Annotated in this window: 17 protein-coding genes; 12 read left to right on the forward strand and 5 right to left on the reverse strand. The window is 51.9% G+C overall.

Annotated features, from left to right (window positions below; translation table 11 throughout):
• Window positions 1-1,761, forward strand: a complete 1,761-nt coding sequence (locus DYH27_RS07200; RefSeq protein ID WP_025067145.1) for a RagB/SusD family nutrient uptake outer membrane protein — start codon at window positions 1-3, stop codon at window positions 1,759-1,761.
• Between the two features lie 102 nt (window positions 1,762-1,863).
• A complete protein-coding gene (locus tag DYH27_RS07205; RefSeq protein WP_025067144.1) occupies window positions 1,864-2,793 on the forward strand; it encodes a DUF7017 domain-containing protein in 930 nt (309 codons plus the stop codon).
• Window positions 2,794-3,590: 797 nt separating this feature from the next.
• On the opposite strand, the gene tsf is transcribed toward DYH27_RS07205, so the two are convergent.
• The 4 genes from tsf to rplM all read right to left on the reverse strand — a co-directional run bounded on the left by tsf (window position 3,591) and on the right by rplM (window position 6,750).
• Entirely contained in the window at window positions 3,591-4,589 is a 999-nt protein-coding gene (tsf, locus tag DYH27_RS07215) for a translation elongation factor Ts (RefSeq protein WP_004353939.1), read from the reverse strand.
• 124 nt (window positions 4,590-4,713) lie between these two features.
• Entirely contained in the window at window positions 4,714-5,547 is an 834-nt protein-coding gene (gene rpsB, locus DYH27_RS07220; protein ID WP_004354039.1) for a 30S ribosomal protein S2, read from the reverse strand.
• 340 nt (window positions 5,548-5,887) lie between these two features.
• Window positions 5,888-6,274, reverse strand: a complete 387-nt coding sequence (gene rpsI, locus DYH27_RS07225; protein WP_004354053.1) for a 30S ribosomal protein S9 — start codon at window positions 6,272-6,274, stop codon at window positions 5,888-5,890.
• Between the two features lie 11 nt (window positions 6,275-6,285).
• A complete protein-coding gene (gene rplM / locus DYH27_RS07230; RefSeq protein ID WP_004354069.1) occupies window positions 6,286-6,750 on the reverse strand; it encodes a 50S ribosomal protein L13 in 465 nt (154 codons plus the stop codon).
• Between the two features lie 1,209 nt (window positions 6,751-7,959).
• On the opposite strand from rplM, the gene DYH27_RS07240 reads away from it, so the two are divergent.
• The 6 genes from DYH27_RS07240 (at window position 7,960) to DYH27_RS07270 (ending at window position 13,768) form a co-directional block, all read left to right on the forward strand.
• Window positions 7,960-8,472 carry a hypothetical protein gene (locus DYH27_RS07240; protein ID WP_025067141.1) on the forward strand — a complete coding sequence of 171 codons (513 nt, stop codon included), beginning with the start codon at window positions 7,960-7,962 and terminating at the stop codon, window positions 8,470-8,472.
• Window positions 8,473-8,941: 469 nt separating this feature from the next.
• Window positions 8,942-9,280, forward strand: a complete 339-nt coding sequence (locus DYH27_RS07250; RefSeq protein WP_007367583.1) for a hypothetical protein — start codon at window positions 8,942-8,944, stop codon at window positions 9,278-9,280.
• Window positions 9,281-9,494: 214 nt separating this feature from the next.
• Window positions 9,495-11,651 carry a TonB-dependent receptor gene (locus DYH27_RS07255; protein ID WP_025067140.1) on the forward strand — a complete coding sequence of 719 codons (2,157 nt, stop codon included), beginning with the start codon at window positions 9,495-9,497 and terminating at the stop codon, window positions 11,649-11,651.
• A 196-nt stretch (window positions 11,652-11,847) separates the two neighbouring features.
• Window positions 11,848-12,585 carry a DUF4625 domain-containing protein gene (locus DYH27_RS07260; RefSeq protein WP_013670871.1) on the forward strand — a complete coding sequence of 246 codons (738 nt, stop codon included), beginning with the start codon at window positions 11,848-11,850 and terminating at the stop codon, window positions 12,583-12,585.
• 138 nt (window positions 12,586-12,723) lie between these two features.
• Complete coding sequence (locus tag DYH27_RS07265) at window positions 12,724-13,191, forward strand: DUF4625 domain-containing protein (protein WP_029216324.1); 468 nt, start codon at window positions 12,724-12,726, stop codon at window positions 13,189-13,191.
• Window positions 13,192-13,306: 115 nt separating this feature from the next.
• Entirely contained in the window at window positions 13,307-13,768 is a 462-nt protein-coding gene (locus tag DYH27_RS07270; protein WP_004353970.1) for a copper resistance protein NlpE N-terminal domain-containing protein, read from the forward strand.
• Window positions 13,769-14,360: 592 nt separating this feature from the next.
• Here the strand turns inward: DYH27_RS07270 and DYH27_RS07275 are convergent.
• Window positions 14,361-15,515, reverse strand: a complete 1,155-nt coding sequence (locus DYH27_RS07275; protein WP_025067139.1) for a DUF4369 domain-containing protein — start codon at window positions 15,513-15,515, stop codon at window positions 14,361-14,363.
• A 423-nt stretch (window positions 15,516-15,938) separates the two neighbouring features.
• On the opposite strand from DYH27_RS07275, the gene DYH27_RS07280 reads away from it, so the two are divergent.
• From DYH27_RS07280 to ispF, 4 genes are all read left to right on the forward strand, one after another.
• Window positions 15,939-16,556 carry a fumarylacetoacetate hydrolase family protein gene (locus DYH27_RS07280; protein WP_025067138.1) on the forward strand — a complete coding sequence of 206 codons (618 nt, stop codon included), beginning with the start codon at window positions 15,939-15,941 and terminating at the stop codon, window positions 16,554-16,556.
• 331 nt (window positions 16,557-16,887) lie between these two features.
• The gene (porU, locus tag DYH27_RS07285) at window positions 16,888-20,487 is read left to right on the forward strand and encodes a type IX secretion system sortase PorU (RefSeq protein WP_025067137.1); all 3,600 of its coding nucleotides are present in this window, start codon (window positions 16,888-16,890) and stop codon (window positions 20,485-20,487) included.
• Window positions 20,488-20,612: 125 nt separating this feature from the next.
• The gene (gene porV / locus DYH27_RS07290; RefSeq protein WP_013670862.1) at window positions 20,613-21,779 is read left to right on the forward strand and encodes a type IX secretion system outer membrane channel protein PorV; all 1,167 of its coding nucleotides are present in this window, start codon (window positions 20,613-20,615) and stop codon (window positions 21,777-21,779) included.
• A 55-nt stretch (window positions 21,780-21,834) separates the two neighbouring features.
• Window positions 21,835-22,341 (forward strand): 2-C-methyl-D-erythritol 2,4-cyclodiphosphate synthase, encoded by a 507-nt coding sequence (ispF, locus tag DYH27_RS07295; protein WP_004353924.1) that lies wholly within the window; start codon window positions 21,835-21,837, stop codon window positions 22,339-22,341.
• The last annotated feature ends 13 nt before the right edge of the window (window positions 22,342-22,354 follow it).

The following is a 22,354-nucleotide window of genomic DNA, read 5'->3' on the forward strand; positions in this document are numbered from 1 at the left end:
ATGAAACGCCGTATATTAAACTATATCATACCGTTGGCCATGGCAGCAATGCTGCCTGGACTTAGCGGGTGCATTGACTCCGTCGACCCTTCATCAACATTGACATCCAAACAAGTGAAAGACCTTACTTCTTCCCAACAAGGTCTGCTGAATGGAATCGTCTCTTATATGATCAAATTCGGCTCCTGGGGAGACGGCAGTTTACCTCTGAACGACTGGGGTTATCCCTGTCAGATGTTCTATCGGGAAATCCTCGGTTCCGACATTCCCGTCTACAACAGCAGTTACAGCTATTGGCCGGCTGTCGAGAATGGCAATGATTCACGTTACAAGGCTTATTATACTTACGATTATTATTACAGCCTCATAGCAACCTGCAACAATGTTACAAGTGTGATCGACCCTGCCACAGCCTCACCGACATCGAAAAACTATCTGGGCATCGCCCTGGCATACCGTGCCATGGCCTATCTGGACATCGCACGCCAGTTCGAATTCAAGAAGACAGGTATCGCAAGCCTGGATGACAAGGCAGAGAAAGACAAGATATGGGGGCTTACCGTACCTATCGTTACGGAAAAGACAACCAAGGAAATGCAGCGCCACAATCCACGTGCCCCTTTCTATACGATGTACCGCTTCATACTGACCGACCTCAATCATTCCGAAGAGTACCTGAAAGACTACGTGCGGCCGAACAAGAAGATGCCTGACCTTAGCGTTGTTTATGGACTGAAAGCACGGCTATGGCTGGAACTGGCGACCCGTTTCGACAGGTCTCCTGCCGACCTCAATACGGCCGTGGCTGCAGAAGATTCCACAAGTATCACATACGACAGACTGGGTGTGAGGACAGCCCGTGAATGCTACGAGAAGGCACGCAGCTACGCACGGCTGGCTTCAAATGGCTACAGCCCTGTCACGGAGACGGAATGGCATGATCCAAAGAAAGGCTTCAACACACCTAACCAGGCATGGATGTGGTGTCTCGGCTATAGTACCCGAGAGGAACTTACATATATGTATTATACGTTCACAAGCACCGTGACAACAGAGACTGACTGGGGCCTGACACGTGCATACGGGGCTTATCGCATGATAGGAAGCTGGCTTTACAGTCAGATAGGCCAGGCGGACTGGCGACGCTATTCGTGGGTGGATCCCAATGCAGCAGGGACACATGATGGATATAAGCAGTACGACTCTCTTACAATAGCAGGGCATAAGGTACCGTGCTCCTTGCTGAACGAGGAAGAATGGAAAGAACTTCCTGCTTATGTGAACACGAAGTTCCGACCCGCAGACGGTAACAGAGTCGATACTTATGCAGGGCAGTTCATAAGTCTTCCATTGATGCGTGTAGAGGAAATGATGTTCATCGACATGGAATGCACGGCCCACCTTGATGGTGTCGCTGCCGGTGTCGCTGCCCTCAACTCATTTGTCAACACCTATCGATACACAGACAACTCCTATCGGCCCAACGCCACGACCATGGAAGAGTTCATCAAGGAAATGATGATTCAGAAACGCATCGAGTTCTGGGGAGAAGGCATTACCTATTTTGATTACAAACGACTTGCATTACAGGTCAGACGTAAGGATAACACAAACTATGAGCCCATTGCACTCATCAACTCAAAGCCTGGTTATGTCTGCCCATGGATGAATTTCTTCATTCTCGAATATGAGTCACAGAAAAATGTTGCCTGCAAACCGAACCCGGATACCTCCGGCAGCTTGACAGTAACGAATCAATAACAACCTGAAGATTTGACCAGCCAAATCGGTAAATAAAAGACAGACCCTGAAGACGAGCATCTTGCTTCGGCCTTAGGGTCTGTTTTCTTTATTCTGAATGATATGGAGATAAGAGACATCTTTGAACTTCGGAAACAGGGACGGACAGAGGAGGCATACGCCGCCATACTGCCGATGTATGCCGCACACAAGGGACACTACACGACGATAGCCATGTTCTGGGTGGGCGTGGACATGATGAAGCTCCGTTACCAGCAGCGCAGGCTGGAGGAGGCATACAAGATATTCAAGAGCCTCATGAGGCTCTACCCTACGATGGACGACAGAGACCTGAAAGGACAGAGTGCCATGATGCGTGCGGCCCTGCTTGTCTTCGACCACCACCCGGGCTTCTCCATGCTCGACTTCATCACGCGGTGGGACATCACACGGCTGACGGAAGACGACTGGACAAGAGGGCTGAGCAACGGACACCCCGTTCCCTCCATCGGAATGCGCATCGTCGGGAAAGTATTCAAGGAGGTAGAGGGCCGGCCGACGGTCGACATGGCACTGAAAGCGGCACCGATACTGGCCGAAGCACTGAAGCACAGTCCTTACAACATGAACAACCAGCGTTACAAGGCAATGGTCTACCGCATCATGGGCAAGAAGGACAAGGCAATCAACATCTACATGCACCTGATCAGCAAGCACCGGCAGTCCTACCTCTTCCACGAACTGTCTGAACTCGTCGATGACGAACGCTACAAAACTGCCCTGCTGTGCAAGGCCATCACATCACAGAAGGAAGAGAAGTTCCGGCAGCGTATGCGCTTCACCCTCGCCGGACTGCTGTTCGGAAAAGACAAACACCGTGCCCGCTACGAGCTGGACAAGTGTATCGCCGTCCGCAGACAGCTGGGATATTCCATCACATGGGAGATGCAGAACCTGGCGGCAAGTCTGGCAGAAGTCAGCCCCGTAACGGATGCTGACGAGAAGAGCTTCTACAGAGAGCAGGAAGCAGTTCTCCGTGAACTCATGCGGTGATGTTCCCTCCGGCTGTCATCAATCGCTGCACGGATACAGCAGCCGGAAACCGGGCACGGGGCATATAAGGTATGTCCTGGAATCTCCGCATCGGACTTATTCTATACAGACATGGGCACTTTGTTCGCCTTTGCCCAGACCCGCAATGGGAACTATCATTTACACACACTGATTCTTTACTGTCAGCGTATCGAGGGTAAACACTGATGGTGTTGACGGTGTACACCAATGGTGTCAAGGCTCAGTACGGATCACGTTAAGCATTATAATTTGCAGATGATAATCTTCAGGTGAATAGAAGTAGTTTGTTATTCCTGAAAATAAGCTTTCTGAATAAACATCATAACCCCCCGATAAAGAGTCTGCTGCAGAAGAATATACTTTAGAATCAAACATAGTCTGCCATTTATCCACGGCAGATGCGCCTGTGATCGATCTGCTGTGAAATTATTTTCCTGTCACTACCGTCACTCAGCAAACACACATAAAATACTAATAAACAATGTGTTAGTGAAGAGTGTTAAAAGTGACAGCAAATGAGAAATAAACTTTTTCAGTAAATAGTTGGTAATTCTGTCCTCATTGTCAGCATCCTTCCACTCTAAACTTTAGAAGATTTTTTATAAGTAGAATAAGGCTACCCACGAAAAATCTACTGTCCCGCATCTTCTGCCCGCCCGGGAGACCAAAACTACAAAGGCGGTTCTCTGAAACCGCCATAACAGAGAAGAGCCGCAGAAGCCTGACGGCTTTCCTGCGACTCTCCATATCCTTAGTTCTAAAGAAAAGTCTCCTGCTTATTCAGCAGCAAGTGTGAAGCGCTTGTAGGCAACCACCTTGAGGTCCTTGCTCTGCGCCTTGAGCCATTCGCCGACACTCAGTTTGTCGCCGTCGCCGAACTGGAACTCCTGATCGATGAGGCAGTTCTCCTTGAAGAACTTGTTGAGACGCCCCTTCGCAATGTTCTGGATCATGTTCTCATTGAGGTTGGCAGCCTTCTCGGCAGAAACGGTCTTGCGGATCTCCACAGCCTTGTCAGCCTCCTCACGAGTCAGCCAGCCCTTTTTGATGTTCGACTCGATGTGGTCGTCGCTGTCGACGAGGTTGGCATTGATGCCTGCCTTCTTGATAGCAGCAACAACAGCCTTCTCAACCTGCTCTTCCTTGGTCTTCTCAACAGCAACCTTGAACTCCTCGTCCTTGACAGACTGCGGAACAGACGCCTCGTCGAGTGCTACCGGCTTCATGGCAGCCACCTGCATAGCCACCTTGTGACCGGCCTCTTCGTTGTTCTCGTTGAGCTGAACCATCGTAGCAAGGGTGTGCTTGTTCATGTGATCATAAACAGAGACGTTGCCGCCCTCCAGGAAGTTGTAGCCATCAAGTTCCATCTTCTCACCCGTGACACCGGAACGCTGCTGGACAGCAGTAGCGGCATCCTCGCCGTTGGCGAGCTTCAGTGCCTTCACCTCGTCGAGGTTCTTGCACCTGGCGGCAACAGCAGCATCCAGAATCTCCTGGACGAGTGCGATGAAGTCCTTTCCGTTGGCAACGAAGTCGGTTTCGCACTTGACAGCAACCATAGCTGCAAAGCCGTCAACCTGCTTGACGAGCACACAACCGTTGGATGTCTCACGGTCAGAACGCTTGGCAGCAATAGCCAGACCACGCTCGCGGAGCAGATCCTTAGCCTTGTCGAAATCGCCTTCAGCCTCTGTGAGAGCCTTTTTTACATCAGCCAGACCGGCACCGGTCATGGCGCGGAGCTTCTTGATATCTTCAATAGATACAGCCATTTTCTTGTTTTCCTTTCTAATGTTATTAAATGTCGTGGGCGTTGATGAGGGATGATGGGCTCCGTGCGTCATGATGACATGGAAGCTCATTAGCACTCACCAGCGCCCACTATGTTTTCAATTGTTACTCAGCAGCTGGTGCTTCTTCCGCAGCCTTCGGAGCTTCTTCTGCCTTTGGAGCCTCTTCAGCCTTGCGTGCAGCACGCTTCGGCTTAGCCTCTGCAGCCTCTTCAGCCTGCTCTGCAGCAGCCTTCTCGTCAGCCTTCTCTGCCTTGCGCTCCTCAAGTCCCTCTGCGATGGCATCGCAGCAGGCGGCGAGGATGACCTCTACGGAATCCTTTGCGTCGTCATTGGCAGGGATAACGTAGTCGATGTTCCTTGGGTCAGAGTTGGTGTCGACGATGCCGAATACTGGAATACCCAGACGGTTGGCCTCCTTGACAGCGATGTGCTCCTTCATAACGTCTACCACGAAGAGGGCAGACGGCAGGCGGGTCAGGTCGGCGATGGAACCGAGGTTCTTCTCCAGCTTGGCACGCTGGCGTGAAATCTGCAGCAGCTCACGCTTGGAGAGGTTGGCGAATGTTCCGTCGTTCATCAGTTTGTCGATGTTCGTCATTTTCTTCACTGCCTTACGGATTGTAGGGAAGTTGGTCAGCATACCGCCGGCCCAACGCTCGTTGACGTATGGCATGTTCACAGCTGCAGCCTTCTCGGCTACAACTTCCTTAGCTTGTTTTTTAGTAGCGACGAACAGGATCTTCTTACCGCTTCTGGCAAATCCTTTGAGTGCCTCTGCAGCCTCGTCGACCTTGGCTACGGTCTTGTGAAGATCGATGATGTGGATGCCGTTGCGCTCCATGAAGATGTAAGGAGCCATTGCCGGGTTCCACTTGCGACGGAGGTGGCCGAAGTGGCATCCTGCCTCCAGTAACTGGTCAAAATTTGTTCTTGACATTTCGTTTGTTTTTGTTTGTTTACTTTCTTTTTAATTCTTTCTTGGCGAATGAGCTTCGCCAGGCCTGTTAGAATCAACCGGCGGGTAGTCCCCCGATCAGGAGTCGCGCCGGTTTAGATACTAAACCGTTTGATTTGAGATTTGAGATTTGAGATTTGAGGTTTGAGGATTGAGATTTCCATTGCTGAATCAGCTGATACTGTATCGCAACGCTCAAATCCTGATACTCATTTTTAGCATTCAAAACTCAAAGCTCAATGTTCAAAGTCCAAAGTTCAATGTTCAAACTTCAAAGCTCAAACTTCAAAGCTCAAACCTCAAACCTCAAACCTCAAACCATTTATCGCTTGCTGAACTGGAAGTGAGCACGGGCCTTCGGCTGACCTGGCTTCTTGCGCTCAACCTTACGGCTGTCGCGTGTCAGGAATCCGTGGTCCTTCAGATTCTTCTTGTCTTCAGCGTTGATCTTGACCAGTGCACGAGCGATGGCGAGACGCAGAGCCTGGCTCTGGCCTGTGAAGCCGCCACCATCGAGGTTGGCCTTGATGTCATACTGCCCCTCTACACCAAGCAACTGCAGCGGCTGCTTAACCACGTACTGCAGGATAGCTGATGGGAAGAATTCAGTTAAGTCTCTCTTGTTGATAGTGATCTTGCCGGTACCTTCAGAGAGGTAAACGCGCGCTACTGCGCTCTTACGGCGACCAATTGCATTTATTACTTCCATCTTTCTCCTTATTATTTATACTGGTTAATATCAATTGCCTTTGGCTTCTGCGCCTCGAGACCGTTGAGTTCTGTCCCCTCGATAACATAGAGGTTATCCAGCAGGTGACGACCCAGGATTCCCTTCGGCAGCATACCCTTTACAGCGTGGCGGATCATCTTGTCGATGCCGTTCTTGCGCTTGCGGAGCTGTTCTGGAGTGTTGAAACGCTGACCGCCCGGGTAACCAGTATAACGTGTGTAGACTTTATCCGTCTCCTTCTTGCCGGAGAACACGACCTTGGCTGCATTGATGATGATTACATTGTCACCACAGTCTACGTGTGGAGTGAAAGTCGGCTTGTACTTTCCGCGAAGCAGCTTGGCTACCTTAGAGCAAAGGCGACCTACAATCTGATCGCTGGCATCGATAACGACCCACTCCTTCTTAGCTGTTTCCTTGTTGACGGAAATAGTCTTGTAACTTAAAGTGTCCATTCTTAAAAATTAATAATTTTACTACTAAAAAACGTTTTCTTTTTACGGCTGCGCTTGACCTAACCATGCTGCCCGGCCAAAGACAGCACTATTAACACAGACCGTACGGGGGTTCTAAGTGTACCCCACCATAATAATCGGACTGCAAAGGTACTCATTTCCAACCTCATTCTATAAGGAGCAAGGGACCGACGTTTGCTTTTTACGATTATTTAACAGAACTGCCCAGGCGGCCTTCCAGAATCACTCCTATGCTGAACGTCACCGACAGGCTGGACTTTCAAGTCCGACGGCTTAATCCGCTGTAGGGCGTTACGACGGCCTGCACGCCATTCGATATGCAGTGTTTTTATCGGATGCTGACATCCATCAGCATAGAGGAAACGGCAGACACGGAAGAAGAAATAACTTTACAATTATTATTACCAATACGGCAGACAATCCTCTTCAAGACCGCTGCAAGAAGTGCAGGAAACCATCACTGCATCGCAACCGGACCCTACCTGCATTCCAAGCAACGCCTGTTTGCGCTTCAAGTAAGGCCTGACAGCACGTCAAGTAACGCCCGTTTGCAATGCAACCAGGCACCTTTTCCAATAGAGGTCGCAGCCGACTGATTGACAGCATCTTACAGGAAGCACAAAACGGGGAATCTTCTCGTCTCCCATCTGTTCTTTCCATTTCTGCGGGAAGCATAAGCGAAGCCGGCCTGACGACGTTGAAGAAAGTAAATTATCAAGACAAAAACAAAAGAATATCCACCTTATTTATATAACATGCATCCAAGCAGAAACGAATCGACGTGGGAAGTAAGACCGCCAAGGAAGTGGCTTGCGGGCAAAGGAATTGATGAGCTGTAAGGTAGGCAGGTTAGGGAAACCTGTCCCAGTCAACCTTTCCGTTCTGCCTCAAAGCTATCAGTACAGCGCAGAACAGGAGGACCAAACCTCGTTGTTAAATTTAGTTAATCAATAGAACATTCATTACCGTCTGTAAAAAAAACTGCTATATTTGCAATATAAAACATTACGGAAAGAAATCTTCTCTCACCGAAGTCTGTCGATTTAACGCTTAGCGGTAACAAAGAGGGAAAGGGATTTTCATTGCTCTGGCGACATTGAATATCGGCTGCCAGCGCAAAGCTCCGGGTGACAGAATCCTCAGAATATGCAGATACGGAAAACCGAACAACTTAAAAGATATGTCATTATGAAAATGAAGAAAGCACTTATTCTCGCACTGCTGACAGTGCTCACCGCCACGGGCTATGCACAGACAACCAAGTTTGCCATGACAGTTGGAACTGACCTGGGACTTGCCGGCAAGAACTACAAGATCGTCACGCCCAACGTCTCTGCAACTTATGACCTTACACCCAAGCTGTCGGTAGGAGCGAGGGTAGAAGACGCCATCACCCTGGCAAAGATACAAGGTATCAAGACCTACGACTACCTTGCGACGCTTGGCGGACAGGTAAGCTATGACGCATTCCGCATCCTCACGATGATAAACGTGCAGCCTCGCCTCATCGTCGGCCACACGATCGGCGGCGGGCACGACAGAGGCTATATGTACTGTCAAGGCGGTATCTACCTGAAAGCAGACAGGAAGAACGGCGTGATGTCGGAAATCGGTTTCGGCATCCGCCACAACAATTACCGCGGAGACCTGTACAAGGACAAGACCTCCTTCTTTGTTTCTTACGGTTTCGTACTGCGATAAAGAATATGGAGTGTTTCCTGCAATCGTGAAAAGCGTCTCTGTCATCTTTTCCGCACGATCCTCCCCAAAGTGACGGGAAAGAGACCGTATTGAATTAGAAGCAAAAAGTCCGGCCGACAGCTGTTCTCCCTCGGGGAGCATTGCCCGGTCGGACTTTCCTGGTTTATATCTGTTGATGACTGCATTGATGGCGGAGGAATCCTGCCGATGCTGCAAGTCTCTACGCTGTGCCGGGCTGCCGGCCGTATCATTCCGGGGCATAATCCTGTCGGCAACAACACAGACAAAGGACGGAAACAACAGTGTCAGTATCCGGTGCGGCCCTATGTTCTGTCCCGGGAAAGGCTGAGGACTGCGGGACGGGAAAGACTGTACCCGCTTGTGTTAATAATATCAAAAAGCAGTCCCATTATTTGCTTTGTGGGAAAATAATAAATATCTTTGCCAAGAAGTAAAAAGGATTTTGTAAATGACCAGGCAGAACCGGAAAACAAGACATACGCTTATAGCGTGGCTGCTGTTGGCACTTTTCATGCTGCCGATGGTTGTCAAGTCTGTACACGTATGCCAGGTGGAGACGGAGCTTTCCGCCGGCCATCAGACTTCCGGACAGCACAGCCAGAGCCACAATGCCGGTAGCTGTGCCATCTGTCATTTTGCCTTTTTCAATTACATGAGAGCTACGGACATCCGGCTGGATGCGGTAGCTGTCATCTTCTTCGGCTTTCTCTTCCTTTCCGCCGTTACACCTTATCGGCGTCCGGAGGTTGAAGTCACGAGTCTCCGTGCTCCTCCTGCCGACTTTTAGAAGACAATTCCCATATTGAGGAATCGTCTGACACTGATGCAGTCAAAGGAGTCATGGCGGTGTAGTGTGTCCTTACAGAAAGGAAGACCATGCCGTATCCACACCATGGAACCATAACACTGCACCACGTCATCAGCTTGTCGCACAGCCATCTACGTGCCTGTGACAAGCATACAGACCCGTCATTTCATCAAGAATTCATAAACACATGGTAATGAATAAGGCTATTGGGGCTTTTGTTCTTTCGTCTGTGTGTGCGGTTGCCAGCGCAGGCAATCATCTGTCAGCAGCAGTTCCCCAGCTGAAAGGGAATGATGTCGACAGCAGTATCGTCATGCAGGACGTAACCGTACTGGGCAACAGGCAGAAAGACCTTCAAATGCGTTCGTCCGTCAATACCATCAGCATTGACAGGCAGTTTCTGCAGAACAACTTCGCAGGCAGTCTCATGCAGACGCTCAGCAACATCCCCGGCGTAAAGGCGATGAGCATCGGCTCCGGGCAGTCGAAGCCGACGATACGCGGCCTGGGCTTCAACCGTATGGTTGTAACAGAGGACGGCATCAAACACGAAGGGCAGCAGTGGGGCGACGACCACGGTCTGGAAATAGACCAGTTTGCCATCGACCGTATCGAAGTGACCAAAGGACCGGCCGCCCTGCTTTACGGATCGGATGCCATCGGAGGGGTCATCAGCCTGTACGGCAACTACATCCCGACTGCGAAGTTCCAGGGAAGCGCATCGCTGTTCATGCGCAGCAACAACGAGTCGGTCGGTCTATCAGCCCGTCTGCAGGGTGCCGGAAACCATTTCTACTGGAAAGCCAACGGGACATTCATCGACTATGCCGACTACAAAGTGCCCACAGGCAGCATCCAGTACTATTCCTACGACATTCCGCTGCATAACCACCGGCTCCGCAACACGGCCGGCTTTGAACGCGACGGGAGCATGACGTTCGGTTACAGAAGCCACAACTTCCATACAGAACTGAAGCTGTCGGATGCGTACAGCAAGAGCGGCTTCTTTGCCAACGCACACGGACTGGAGGTGAGACTGTCGGACATCGACTACGACAGGTCGCGCCGGGACATCGACCTTCCTTACCAGAGTGTGAACCATCTGAGGGTCATGAGCCATACGGTCTACGAACAGGGAAGTATTGCTTTGGAAGCCGACCTCGCCTATCAGAACAACCATCGCAAGGAACTTTCCGAACCGGTGTCGCATGGCTATATGCCGGTTCCGTCCAACAGCCTGGAACGTGAGTTCAAGAAGGACACCTATACGGCCAACCTCATTGCACGGCTGTCTCTGGGAAGCAGGCATACACTCACCGCAGGCTTCAACGGCGAGTACCAGCACAACCGCCGTTCAGGCTGGGGCTTTATCATGCCGGACTTCGAGACGGCATCATTCGGTACATACGCTTTCGACCGGTTCACGGTCAGGAAAGACCTGATACTGAATGCCGGCGTACGGTACGACCACGTCAGGACAAGCATCCACAGCTACAGAGACTGGTTCAAAACGCCCGTCAGTGCCACCGACTCCGTCTTCAAGGAACGTTCGGAGGATCTCCGCCGTTCGTTCAACAGCCTCACGTGGTCGGCCGGCGTGAACTATTCTGTCGGCCAGTGGATTCTGAAGGCGAACGTCGGAAAGAGCTTCCGTGTCCCGATTCCGAAGGAACTGGGCACTGACGGTGTCAATTACCACATCTTCAGATACGAAAAAGGGAGTCCTGGTCTGAACCCGGAAGAATCCTACCAGCTGGACGCAGGCATCCACTGGGGGAATGACAGGGTGACGGTTCAGTTCGACCCGTACCTCAATTATTTCCCGAACTACATCTACATGAATCCGACTCCCGACTACTACGAGGGTCTGCAGTGGTATTATTACACGCAGAGCCGTGTCATCCGCTGGGGCTTCGAGCTGCAGACAGACTGGAAGATACTCCCCTCTCTGGATGCAGAACTGAAAGGTGAGTATCTCTATGCCGAACAGCTGTCTGGAGAAAAGAAAGGGTACACGCTCCCCTTCTCGACCCCCTGGTCGGCAGATGCCACCCTGAAATACGGATTCTGCCGGAAGAAAGCCGGTAATGAAGGCTTCGTGGCACTCAACCTGCACGTTACCGGCAGACAGAACCGCATCGTTCCGCCGGAGAAGCCGACATCAGGTTACTACACCATCAACCTCAATGCAGGAAAAGACTTTGCCTTCGGAGACAAGAACCTACGCCTGACCCTCAATGCGGAGAACCTCCTCAACCGCAAATACTACGACCACACGAGTTTCTACCGGCTCATCGACGTGCCGGAACCGGGACGCAACGTGGCGTTGATGGCGACTTTCGAGTTCTGAAGCATACGATTCCCGGAAGTGGAACAAGATATAACACTTGATCTTACAAACCAACCTGAGACTGTCGAGGAATCATCATGGTGGACGGGGCACATCGCTCCTGTCACTGTGATATCCTCACAGCCTAGACAAAACGAAACGAACAGTGAACTTATATTCAAACCAAGGCGGAAGCCTTCAAAAAACAAATCAAACAATGAAAAAGCTACTTTTTACGGGTGCTATGGCACTCCTGAGTGTGATTGCACTGGCATTTACGTCGTGCAGTAACGATGATGACGATCTGTTACAGAGCAACATCGAGTTCAAGAACGTAGAGTTCGGGCACAAGAACAGCAAGACCGGCACGATCGGCGATGACCTTCACCTGGAATGCGACATCAAATCAGGCTCAAAGATACAGTCCGTTGAAGTCGTACTCACCAAAGACGGGAAGAATGTCATCAAGAAAACCTACACCGACAGCAAGTACGTCGGCGTGCTGAACACCACGTTCCACGAGCACATCGACCTCCCCGAGACACTCGCCGAGGGCAAGTACCAGTGCTTCATCATCGTCAAGAATGAGGAGAAAAAGATTGACTTTGTCAGTGCGGAAATCACGTTGAAGAAGAAAGCCGTTGACCCCAAAGCACCGAAGATAGCCAATCTCAAGGTAGACAAGATGGAGAGTACGGTGAACGGAAAAGTCACTTTCACGGCCGACATAGAGACGGTCGCCAAAGTGAAAGAGATTGAAATCGAGTTCCACGGTGACAAAGAGAAGGAAATAGAAGTGGACGATCTCAATGGGAAAACGGGCAAGCTGACCTTCAAAAAGGAGGTGACGATTCCCGCTGAATGCAAGGCTGGAAAGTACCACATCCACTTCACTGTGAAGGATGCAGAGGGTCGTGAGACGACAGAAGAGATCGAAGGCTTCACGATCAAGTAACCGACAAGAAAACAACCACACAGCGTAGGAAGATGCGTCAGACGGACCAGCCGGCTGCCTTGCGCATCCTCACCAGCCTCCGCTCCAGCCCATAAACAACTGCCCCCGGCAGCTTCCTACGCAATAAACGAACAAACGATGAAGAAGATTCTATTCAGTCTGGCAGCCGCAGCAGCACTGCTCCTCACGGCCGCCTGCGGCAACGATAACATAGCAGATGATATGCCTGTCATCACCGATGAGGGCATCACCGCCAACCCGGTAGACTGCCAGGTGTACAACCGTGGGGACAAGATTCCTTTCCGTTACCGCTTTACCGACAACGAAGAACTGGGCAACTACAACATCGAGATACACAACAATTTCGACCATCACACCCACGGTACGCAGGCCTCATCGTGCAGCCTGGACCCTAAGAAGAAGGCGGTGAAGCCCTGGATCTACAATCAGGACTATAAGATTCCACATGGCTTGAAGGCCTACGATGCCAGCCAGGACATACAGATTCCGAAGGACATCGACCCCGGCGACTACCATTTCATGATCCGCCTGACCGACCAGAAAGGCAACCAGCAGCTCCGGGCCATGGCGATAAAGATAAAATAAAACCGATGCAATAAAGACAAAATAAAGGTTAAAACATTCTTGTTTTTAATTTCAAATGTAATATCTTTGCACCTCGGGAGTTAAATAAGCATTTACAAGCTAAAACAGTATAATTATGAAAAAAATCATGTTAATGGTAGCTGCCTGCGCAGCTATGGTAGCCTGCAACAATGGCAAGACTACTGCAAACAACGAGAGCAAGGACAGTACACAGGACTCTTCCGTAGCAGCTGACTCAGCTGTTTACGAGGGCATGACCCCTGCTGCCGACGTTGCCGGCATCAAGTACCGTGTCGCACTCGCACAGGATTCTACAAACGGTTTCAGCGTATCAGAGTCTTACATGAAGTCGGACACCGAGGCTGATACCACTTACAACTATACAGGCAAGTACCAGATTGTCAAGAAGGATGTAAAGGGCAAGAGCAACACTTACTATCAGTTCGAGCTGGGCAAGGACAACAAGACCAACTTCCTCGTCGTGAACGACTCGACGCTCCGTCTTGTCAACTCCGACTTCGAGGAGCCGGCTGTCAACTCGAAGGACATGAACTATGACCTGAAGCTGAAGAAGTAAACAACAGCCGGTCAGAAACCGGCCGGAACACAAAAAGACAAAAGGCCTGCCAGGGTTTCACACCCTGTGCAGGCCTTTTGTCGAATCAGTAGATATTTTGTTGGGGCTAAATTCATTCGATCTATAAAAAAAGTTCCTCTAAAATTATAGTGGTAGGATGTTGACAATAAGGATAAAAACCGACGATTATTTACAACAAAAGTTTATTTTTGATTTGCTGTCACTTTTAACATTCTTCATGAACACATTGTGTATTAGAAAGTTACATATTCTCAAAGAGTGACAGTAGTGACAGGAAAATGAATTCATAGCCGATCCATCACAAGCGTATTTGCTATGGATAAAGGTTAAAACAATGGTATTCCCCCTGAAGCTCATCCTTCCAATAGCTGACACAGTCCGTACTGAGTCTTGACACCCATGGTGTTAAGCAAATCCTCACCACATATCCCTGTTGGACAAAGGGAAGCGAGGGCAATCCTTGCCACCTCCATTCCTCTGCAATAAGACTACGGACAGATTTATCAGAAAGTACAGGGAGCTTCCTCACGATCATCCCTGCACTTCCTTCAGCACAGGAGGCGGACGACCTTTACAGCAGTTTCGCTATCTCCTCGTCAAGATTCCTGATCTGCGAAGGATTCTTCACGATGTTGTTGCCGCGGTCGATAAGATAGATGATCGGGAACGCCTGTGCCGGAGCGGTATATGCCTGGCTGATACCCGTGTCGTCATAGACGTTGATCCAGGGGAGACTGGCCACCTGCTCCTTCCAGAAATGTGCGTTGTTGTCCAACGAGACCATGTAGATTTCCAGTCCGCGGTCGTGGTACTTGTTATAGAGGTCACGCATCTTCATGATGTATTCCGTCGACCCCTTGGCGGCAAAGACATGGAAGTCGAGCAGTACAACCCGCCCCTTCAGGTCTGTCAGATGCCGTTCGATGCCATGGTTGTCACGCAGCGGAAGGTCTATCACCCCCAGCTCCTTGGCCTCCAGTTCCACCGGTCTGTTCTGTGCCTTTACGATGCGTTCGTCTTTCATGCCCTTGATCGTGATGTTGTGCAGGTTCTGCGTACGTTCGGTACCGGGATAATAGGTGTCCCAGCTCGTTGCAACGGCACCGAACACCTTGTTGTCGTTCGCGTCCTTGGCAGGATCGAAGATCAGACGGGCCTGGTTGCCGACGGCAATGTACTGGAAGAGGGCAAAATAGCTGTAAGCACGCATCGGCTCCTTGAAGATATAGTTTCGTGACACGTCCCGCTTGTAGTCGGTCAGCATCACGTTGATGATCGAGTCGGCCAGTTCGGGACGTTCGGCAAGAATCGTCTGGCAACGCGCCTGCAGGCCGATCTGCTTCAGAGCCAGTTCCTTTATCTTTTCATTCTCGTAAGAGCCTTTCACTGTGTAATCGGTAGCCATCTGTGGATAGGAGGCTTTCACCTCGACTGTCTCCGTCGAATCGATGCCGATGTTGATGATCTGTCCTGCTATACGCAGCCGGTAGAACTCGGGATTGTCCATCTTGTCACCTGCAAACGAAAAACTCCCCTTTTCATCGAGCTTGACAGAGTCGACGGTCGAGAATCCATCCAGTCCGTTGTGTTCAAAATAGAGCACAGAGTCCTTGGCATTTGCGACGGAACCCGTCACGTGGAACTGTTCTCCTGTACAGCCTGTCTGTACCGCCAGTCCTGCAGCCACTGCTCCAGCTGCCAGTATTCTTCCGATAGAATGCTTCATTGCCTGATAGATATTACGTTTTTGTTTATATGCTTTGTGCAAAGGTAACGTAAATTGATAAAACAGCAAAGCAAATGCCTCCAAATATCGTACGAATCCAGATAAACTGCCGAACTTTCCCATCTCTGTTCCGACAAAACATACAGATTTCCCGACAGTCCGGAGCGCATTGTACCGGTAGACCGGCCTGCCGGGTATCGACAGAACGTACACAACGAACTGGCTGTTAACAATATACGTCCCTTCCACTTGCTTTGTCACATAAAATTCGTATCTTTGCAGTGACAAAAGGAAACGGACGGGTTCCCCCTTTGCAAGACACAGGAGGCTGTCGGCCCGGGGAGTACAGGGTGCAGCTTCCGCAGACTTCGGAACAGCCCGTCATGGTTTCAACAGACACGAATCATTAAAAGAGAACACCGGATGAAGATTTTCGCTGTCGGCATGAATTATGCCGGGCACAATAAAACACCGAACGAAACGTTATCAGGAAAGGAGATGCCTGTCATCTTCACCAAGGCAGATTCCGCCCTGCTGAAAGACGGGAAGCCTTTCTTCATTCCTGATGATCTGGGAACGATAGAGTACGAGACGGAACTTGTCGTGCGCATCTGCCGGCTGGGAAAGACCATTCCCGAACGCTTCGCCCACCGCTATTATGATGCCGTGACAGTGGGTATCGACTTCACGGCACGCGAACTGCAGCAGAAGCTGAGGGAGCAGGGAATGCCCTGGGAGCTGTGCAAGGGCTTTGACGGTGCAGCCGCCCTGGGCAAGTGGATATCGAAAGACAAGTTCCTCGACATCCAGCGGCTGCGCTTCCGGCTGGCCGTCAACGGCCGGACGGTACAGGAAGGGTGTACGGCCGATATGCTGTATAAAGTAGACGAAATCATCAGTCATGTCAGCCGGTATTTCACCCTCAAGACAGGCGACATCCTCTATACGGGCTGCCCGTCGGGCTGCGGTCCGGTCCATATCAACGACCATCTGGAAGGGTATGTGGAAGACAGAAAAGTCCTCGAGTTCAACTGCAAGTAAACGCACCAGGCTGTATGGGCAAGGCATAGACGGACAGGGAACATTGTTCCCGACGGTCGGGAACGGCATTCCCAAGCCTTGGGAACAGAAGTACCAGGCCTTGGGAACAGAAGTACCAGCGTCCGGGACGAAGCCTCCGGCAGCCGGACAGCCTTCAGCACAGCCTCCCTGCCGGCAGACGTGCGTCCCTCTACGCCATACACACAGGGGATGTCCGACCGGTCACCGGACGCAGGCCCATGCCGTTCTGTCAGGTCCGGGGACGCCTCAAGCCAGGCAGTACGGAATCTGCATGGATGTAAACAGACACAGAAAGGAATACTAACATAGAATGACAAAAGTATCGAACAAGCTGATGACGAAACGTTCAGCAATACTCTGCCTCCTGACTCTTCTGGGCTGTATAAAGCTGTCGGCCCAGCAGCAAAGGTTCTTTAACCTGACGGTTGAGGACGTGAAAATCGACTCTGTATTGCCGCACTTCCATTATGCCATTCCTGTGGGTGAGCAGTACGCCGACTCCGTCTACGAGCTGGAGATACGCTACCCGGAGTTCATGGACATGAGCAAGACCGACATCGAGCGATACAATGCACTGACTGCCGTCATACCACCCTCACTGCCCGAGATTCACCGCCAGATGACGGTGGAACGCAAAAAAGGCGTACTGGAAATCTCGCTCATGCCCATCGTACAGCGCAACGGCAGAAAGCAGTTTCTCATCAGTTTCATGATAGCGCTCACCTCCCGGCCTAGAACGAAGATCGCCAGAGGGAGAAAAAACATTGCCACCCGTACAGGCGTCATGCAGCCAACTTCCGCTGCCAGCCGCTATGCGGAGCACTCCGTCCTTGCCAGTGGCAAGTGGGCAAAGATACGCGTTCCGTCCAGTGGGGTGTACCAGCTGACACCGGAACTCATCCGCCGTGCAGGCTTCTCACACATAAATAAGGTGAAAGTCTATGGCTATGGCGGCAACCTGCAGGACGAAGTGCTGACAGCTGATTTCATCACTTCGCACGACGACCTGAAGGAAGTCCCTACCTATGACGCAGGCGGCAGGCGGCTCTTCTATGCCCGCGGCCCTGTCAGCTGGGAACAGAACACATCGTCCAGGAGAATCCGGAATCCTTATTCTGATTATGGCTGTTACTTCCTGACAGAGGACGACAGCGGCACACCGGCCGTCATTGCAGACAGCACGGAGTTCCTCAACAGCTTCTACCCCGCTGCCGACGACTATCACAGTCTGCACGAGGTGGACGACTTCAGCTGGTATCACGGCGGACGGAATCTCTTTGAGAAGACACCGCTGAAGCTGAACGAGAGCAAAGTCTTCACCTTGGCCAACAAGGCACATACCGCAGCCGGCAGGCTTACCGTAGCCATCACGACAGGCACCTATGCCTCGACGGTGAAGCTGGAGGCGAACGGCAGAGACCTCGGTGAAATAAGAATAGCACCCCACGACTCGTTCGACAAGGGTTATGAGGAGGTAAGAAGCTATGCACTCGACAACCTCCGCGCTGTCGACAGCATCAAGATTACGACTACAGCAGGCGGTCCGGCACGGCTCGATTACATCGCCATGACCTATCCGGCACCAGCACCGGCACCCTCGTTGAAATCGAACTTCCCGGTACCGGAATACGTCTACAACATCACCAACCAGGACCATCATGCAGACGGACCGGCCGACATGGTCATCATCATTCCGGCAAGCCAGAAGCTCTTGGAACAGGCCGAACGGCTGGCCGACTTCCACCGTACGCACGACAACCTTACGGTACGTATCGTTCCGGCTGACGAACTGTACAACGAGTTCTCCAGCGGAACGCCGGATGCAATGGCCTACCGACGCTACATGAAGATGCTCTACGACCGTGCCTCCGGCGGCAGCCTGCCGAAGTCGCTCCTGCTCTTCGGCGACTGTGTATGGGACAACCGAATGCTGACCCCTGCGTGCCGCCATCTCAACCCGGACGACTACCTGCTGGCTTACGAGAGCGAAAACTCCTTCAGCGAGACCGACTGCTATGTCAACGACGGATGGTTCACCCTCATGGACGACGGTGAGGGCAGCGACCTCCTGCGCCGTGACAAGGAAGACCTCGGAGTGGGACGCTTCCCGGTGACGACTGTAGCGGATGCCAGAACCTTGGTGGACAAAACCATCCGCTATGCCGAAAACAAGAACGGCGGCAGCTGGGAAAACACAATCATGTTCATGGGTGACGACGGCAACAACAACTTGCACATGACAGATGTCAACGAGACCGCCGAGACCATCATGGCAGCCTATCCCGACTATCAGGTGAAGAAAGTGATGTGGGATGTCTACACCCGTGTGTCGTCTGCAACAGGCAACACTTATCCCGAGGTGAGCAGCATCATCAGACAGCAGCAGGCACAGGGAGCACTCATCATGGACTATGCCGGCCATGGCAAGGAGGATCAGATCTCCCATGAAGCGGTGCTCCGGCTGACCGACTTCGCCGGCTTCACCAATGCCAACCTGCCGTTATGGATTACCGCCAGCTGCGACATCATGCCTTTCGATGCCACCATGCCGACCATCGGCGAGACGGCCATGCTGAATGCGAAGGGAGGGTCGGTGGCATTCTGGGGAACGACCCGCACGGTATATGCCTACTACAACAAAGCCATCAATACGGCTTTCCTCCGCCATGTGCTGAGCTTTACGGACGGCAGACCGACCAGCCTGGGCGAGGCCCAGCGGCTGGCAAAATGCGAATTGATCAATGCCAACAGCGACCTCACGCCGAACAAACTACAGTACGCTCTCCTGGGCGACCCGGCACTCTCGCTGAACCTGCCTACCCTTCAGGTCAAGGTGGAGACCATCAACGGACAGACACCGGAAACATCCAACCCGATAGCTCTCAAAGGCGGTTCCATCGTGAAGGTAAAAGGCTATATAGCCAAGGACGGTGAGAAACAGACCGACTTCAACGGACTGCTCACAGCTACCGTGCGTGACACAAGGGAACTGATTACCTGCAAGAAACAGGAAGAGACGGCCGAAAAGGCTTTCAAATTCTACGACCGGCAGAAAGTGTTGTACAACGGAACGGACAGCATCCGCAGAGGTGAGTTCACCTTCACCTTCGCCGTACCGCGCGACATCAATTACGCCCCGGGCACCGGACTGATGAACTTTTCTGCCATCAATGAAAATCACACGCTCATGGCCCAAGGGCACGAAGAGGGCTTCGGCATCGACGGATCAGAGACTGTCTACAACGACTCCATCGGTCCGTCCATCTATGCTTACCTCAACACACCGTCGTTCGTCGATGGCGGAGAAGTGAACTGCACACCTTACTTCTTCGCACAGATTACCGACAAGGACGGCATCAATGCGTCCGGCAACGGCATCGGACACGATATGCAGCTGACGATCGACGGCAAACTGACGCAGACCTATGTCCTGAACGACAACTTCCGATACGACTTCGGCAGCTATACATCAGGCTCGACAGGCTACAGTCTGCCGGAACTCTCCGAAGGACACCACACCCTCCAGTTCCGTGCATGGGACATCCTGAACAACCCATCGACCGTCACCCTCCACTTCAAAGTCGTCAAGAGTCTGGCCCCGGAAATCTACAGTGTCAACGCATCGAAGAACCCGGCTACCACGGAGACGACCTTCATCGTGACACACAACTACGTCGGCTCCGACGTGGATGTCGACATCGAAGTCTTCGACATGAGCGGCCGTCTGCTCTGGCACCGGGCTACGTCAGGAGCGGCATCAGGCAATGCCATCACGGCCGACTGGGACCTGACGGTTGACAGCGGGACACGCCTCCACACCGGGGTCTATCTCTATCGTGTGCGGATCAGCAGCAATGGGGCCACGAAGGTGTCCAAAGCCAAGAAACTCATTATCCTGGACAATAAATAATGTATGGCTGACGTTACAGTCCATGAGATTATATCGAAGGCGAAAGGCTCTCTATGCCTCCCATCCTTGGTACCGTCTCATGGATTTTCATTTAGCAACAATCAACAAGCAACCCAACGTAAAGAATGAATAAGACACTTCGTATCGCCATCCTTTCAGTGACGGTACTCTCCGCTTCCACAGCCTTTGCACAGGACAGCAAGAAGGAGATGTTCAATCCTGTCAATACGGCAGTGACCTCGCAGACCATCGCGCCTGATGCCCGTTCGGCAGGTATGGGTGATGTCGGTGCAGCCACCGACCCGGACGTGAACTCACAGTACTGGAATCCTGCCAAGTACCCTTTCACCATTTCCCGTGCCGGTGTTTCACTGAACTACACGCCTTGGCTGCGCCAACTGGTGAACGACATCGACCTCGCTTACCTTGCCGGTTACTACCGCATCGGCGACTACAGTGCCGTGTCCGCCTCCATGCGTTACTTCTCCCTGGGTGAGGTGACGACCGACGACGGCAACATGACCATCAATCCCTACGAGATGTCATTGGACGTGGCTTATTCCCTGATGCTCAGCGAGCACTTCTCGCTCGGTGCCGCTGTACGCTGGATCTATTCCGACCTTACCTACAGCTACAAAGACGACACTTCACCGGGTTCTGCCTTTGCTGCCGACCTGTCGTGCTATTACCAGAACTACATCAACATCGGTGAGCGGGAGTGCCAGCTGGGACTGGGCATGAATATCTCCAACATCGGATCGAAGATTACCTTCGGCGGCGACAACCGGTCGGAATTCATCCCGACCAACCTCCGTCTGGGTGCTTCGCTGATGGTTCCCATCGACGAGTTCAACCGTTTCACGATTGCCGCCGATGCCAACAAACTGCTTGTTCCGACCTATCCGAAGCGCAATGCCGACGAGTCGCAGGTCGATTACGACAACCGCCTGCAGAAGGATTACTATGATGTCTCGTCCATATCGGGTATCTTCAAGAGCTTCGGTGATGCGCCCAACGGGTTCTCCGAAGAGATGCAGGAGATACAGTGGAGCGTCGGTGCGGAATATACCTACAATGACAAGTTCTCTCTCCGGGCCGGTTATCACAATGAAAGTGAGAACAAAGGCAACCGCAAGTACTTCACCGTCGGTGCCGGCTTCAAGATGAACGTCTTTTCTCTCGATGCTGGCTACGTCATCGCGACAGCCAAGAACAACCCACTCGACCAGACCCTCCGCTTCTCTCTCTCATTCGACATGGACGGCATCAAGGACCTCTTCAAGAGAAAGTAAAGTCTCCCACTACCGCCCATCATCGCCTATCACAGCCCATCACCCCCCAATCCTCATGCAGAATCCCCAATCCCCTTCTATCCCATCCTTCCGCGTCGGAATGGGATACGATGTACACAGACTCGTTGAAGGACGCGACCTCTACCTCGGCGGCATCAAGATCGAACACAGCCTCGGGCTGCTCGGTCACAGCGATGCCGACGTGCTCATCCATGCCATCTGCGACGCACTGCTCGGAGCTGCCAATCTGCGCGACATAGGCTATCACTTCCCCGACACAGCCGCTGACACGCTGGACATGGATTCGAAAGTCATCCTCCGGAAAACCATCAGGCTTCTTGCAGAAAAGGGGTTTCGTGTGGGCAACATCGATGCTACCGTATGCGCTGAACGGCCGAAAATCAATCCGCACATCCCGGCTATGTGCAAATGTTTAGCTGAGATTATCGGCTGCGACCCTGATGCCGTCTCCGTCAAAGCCACCACCTCCGAGCGGATGGGCTTCGTCGGACATGAAGAGGGGATGGCGGCCTATGCCGTCTGCCTCATCGTGAAGGACTGATCCGAAATAGACG

The organism is Prevotella denticola, from assembly GCF_900454835.1.
Lineage (GTDB): Bacteria > Bacteroidota > Bacteroidia > Bacteroidales > Bacteroidaceae > Prevotella > Prevotella denticola.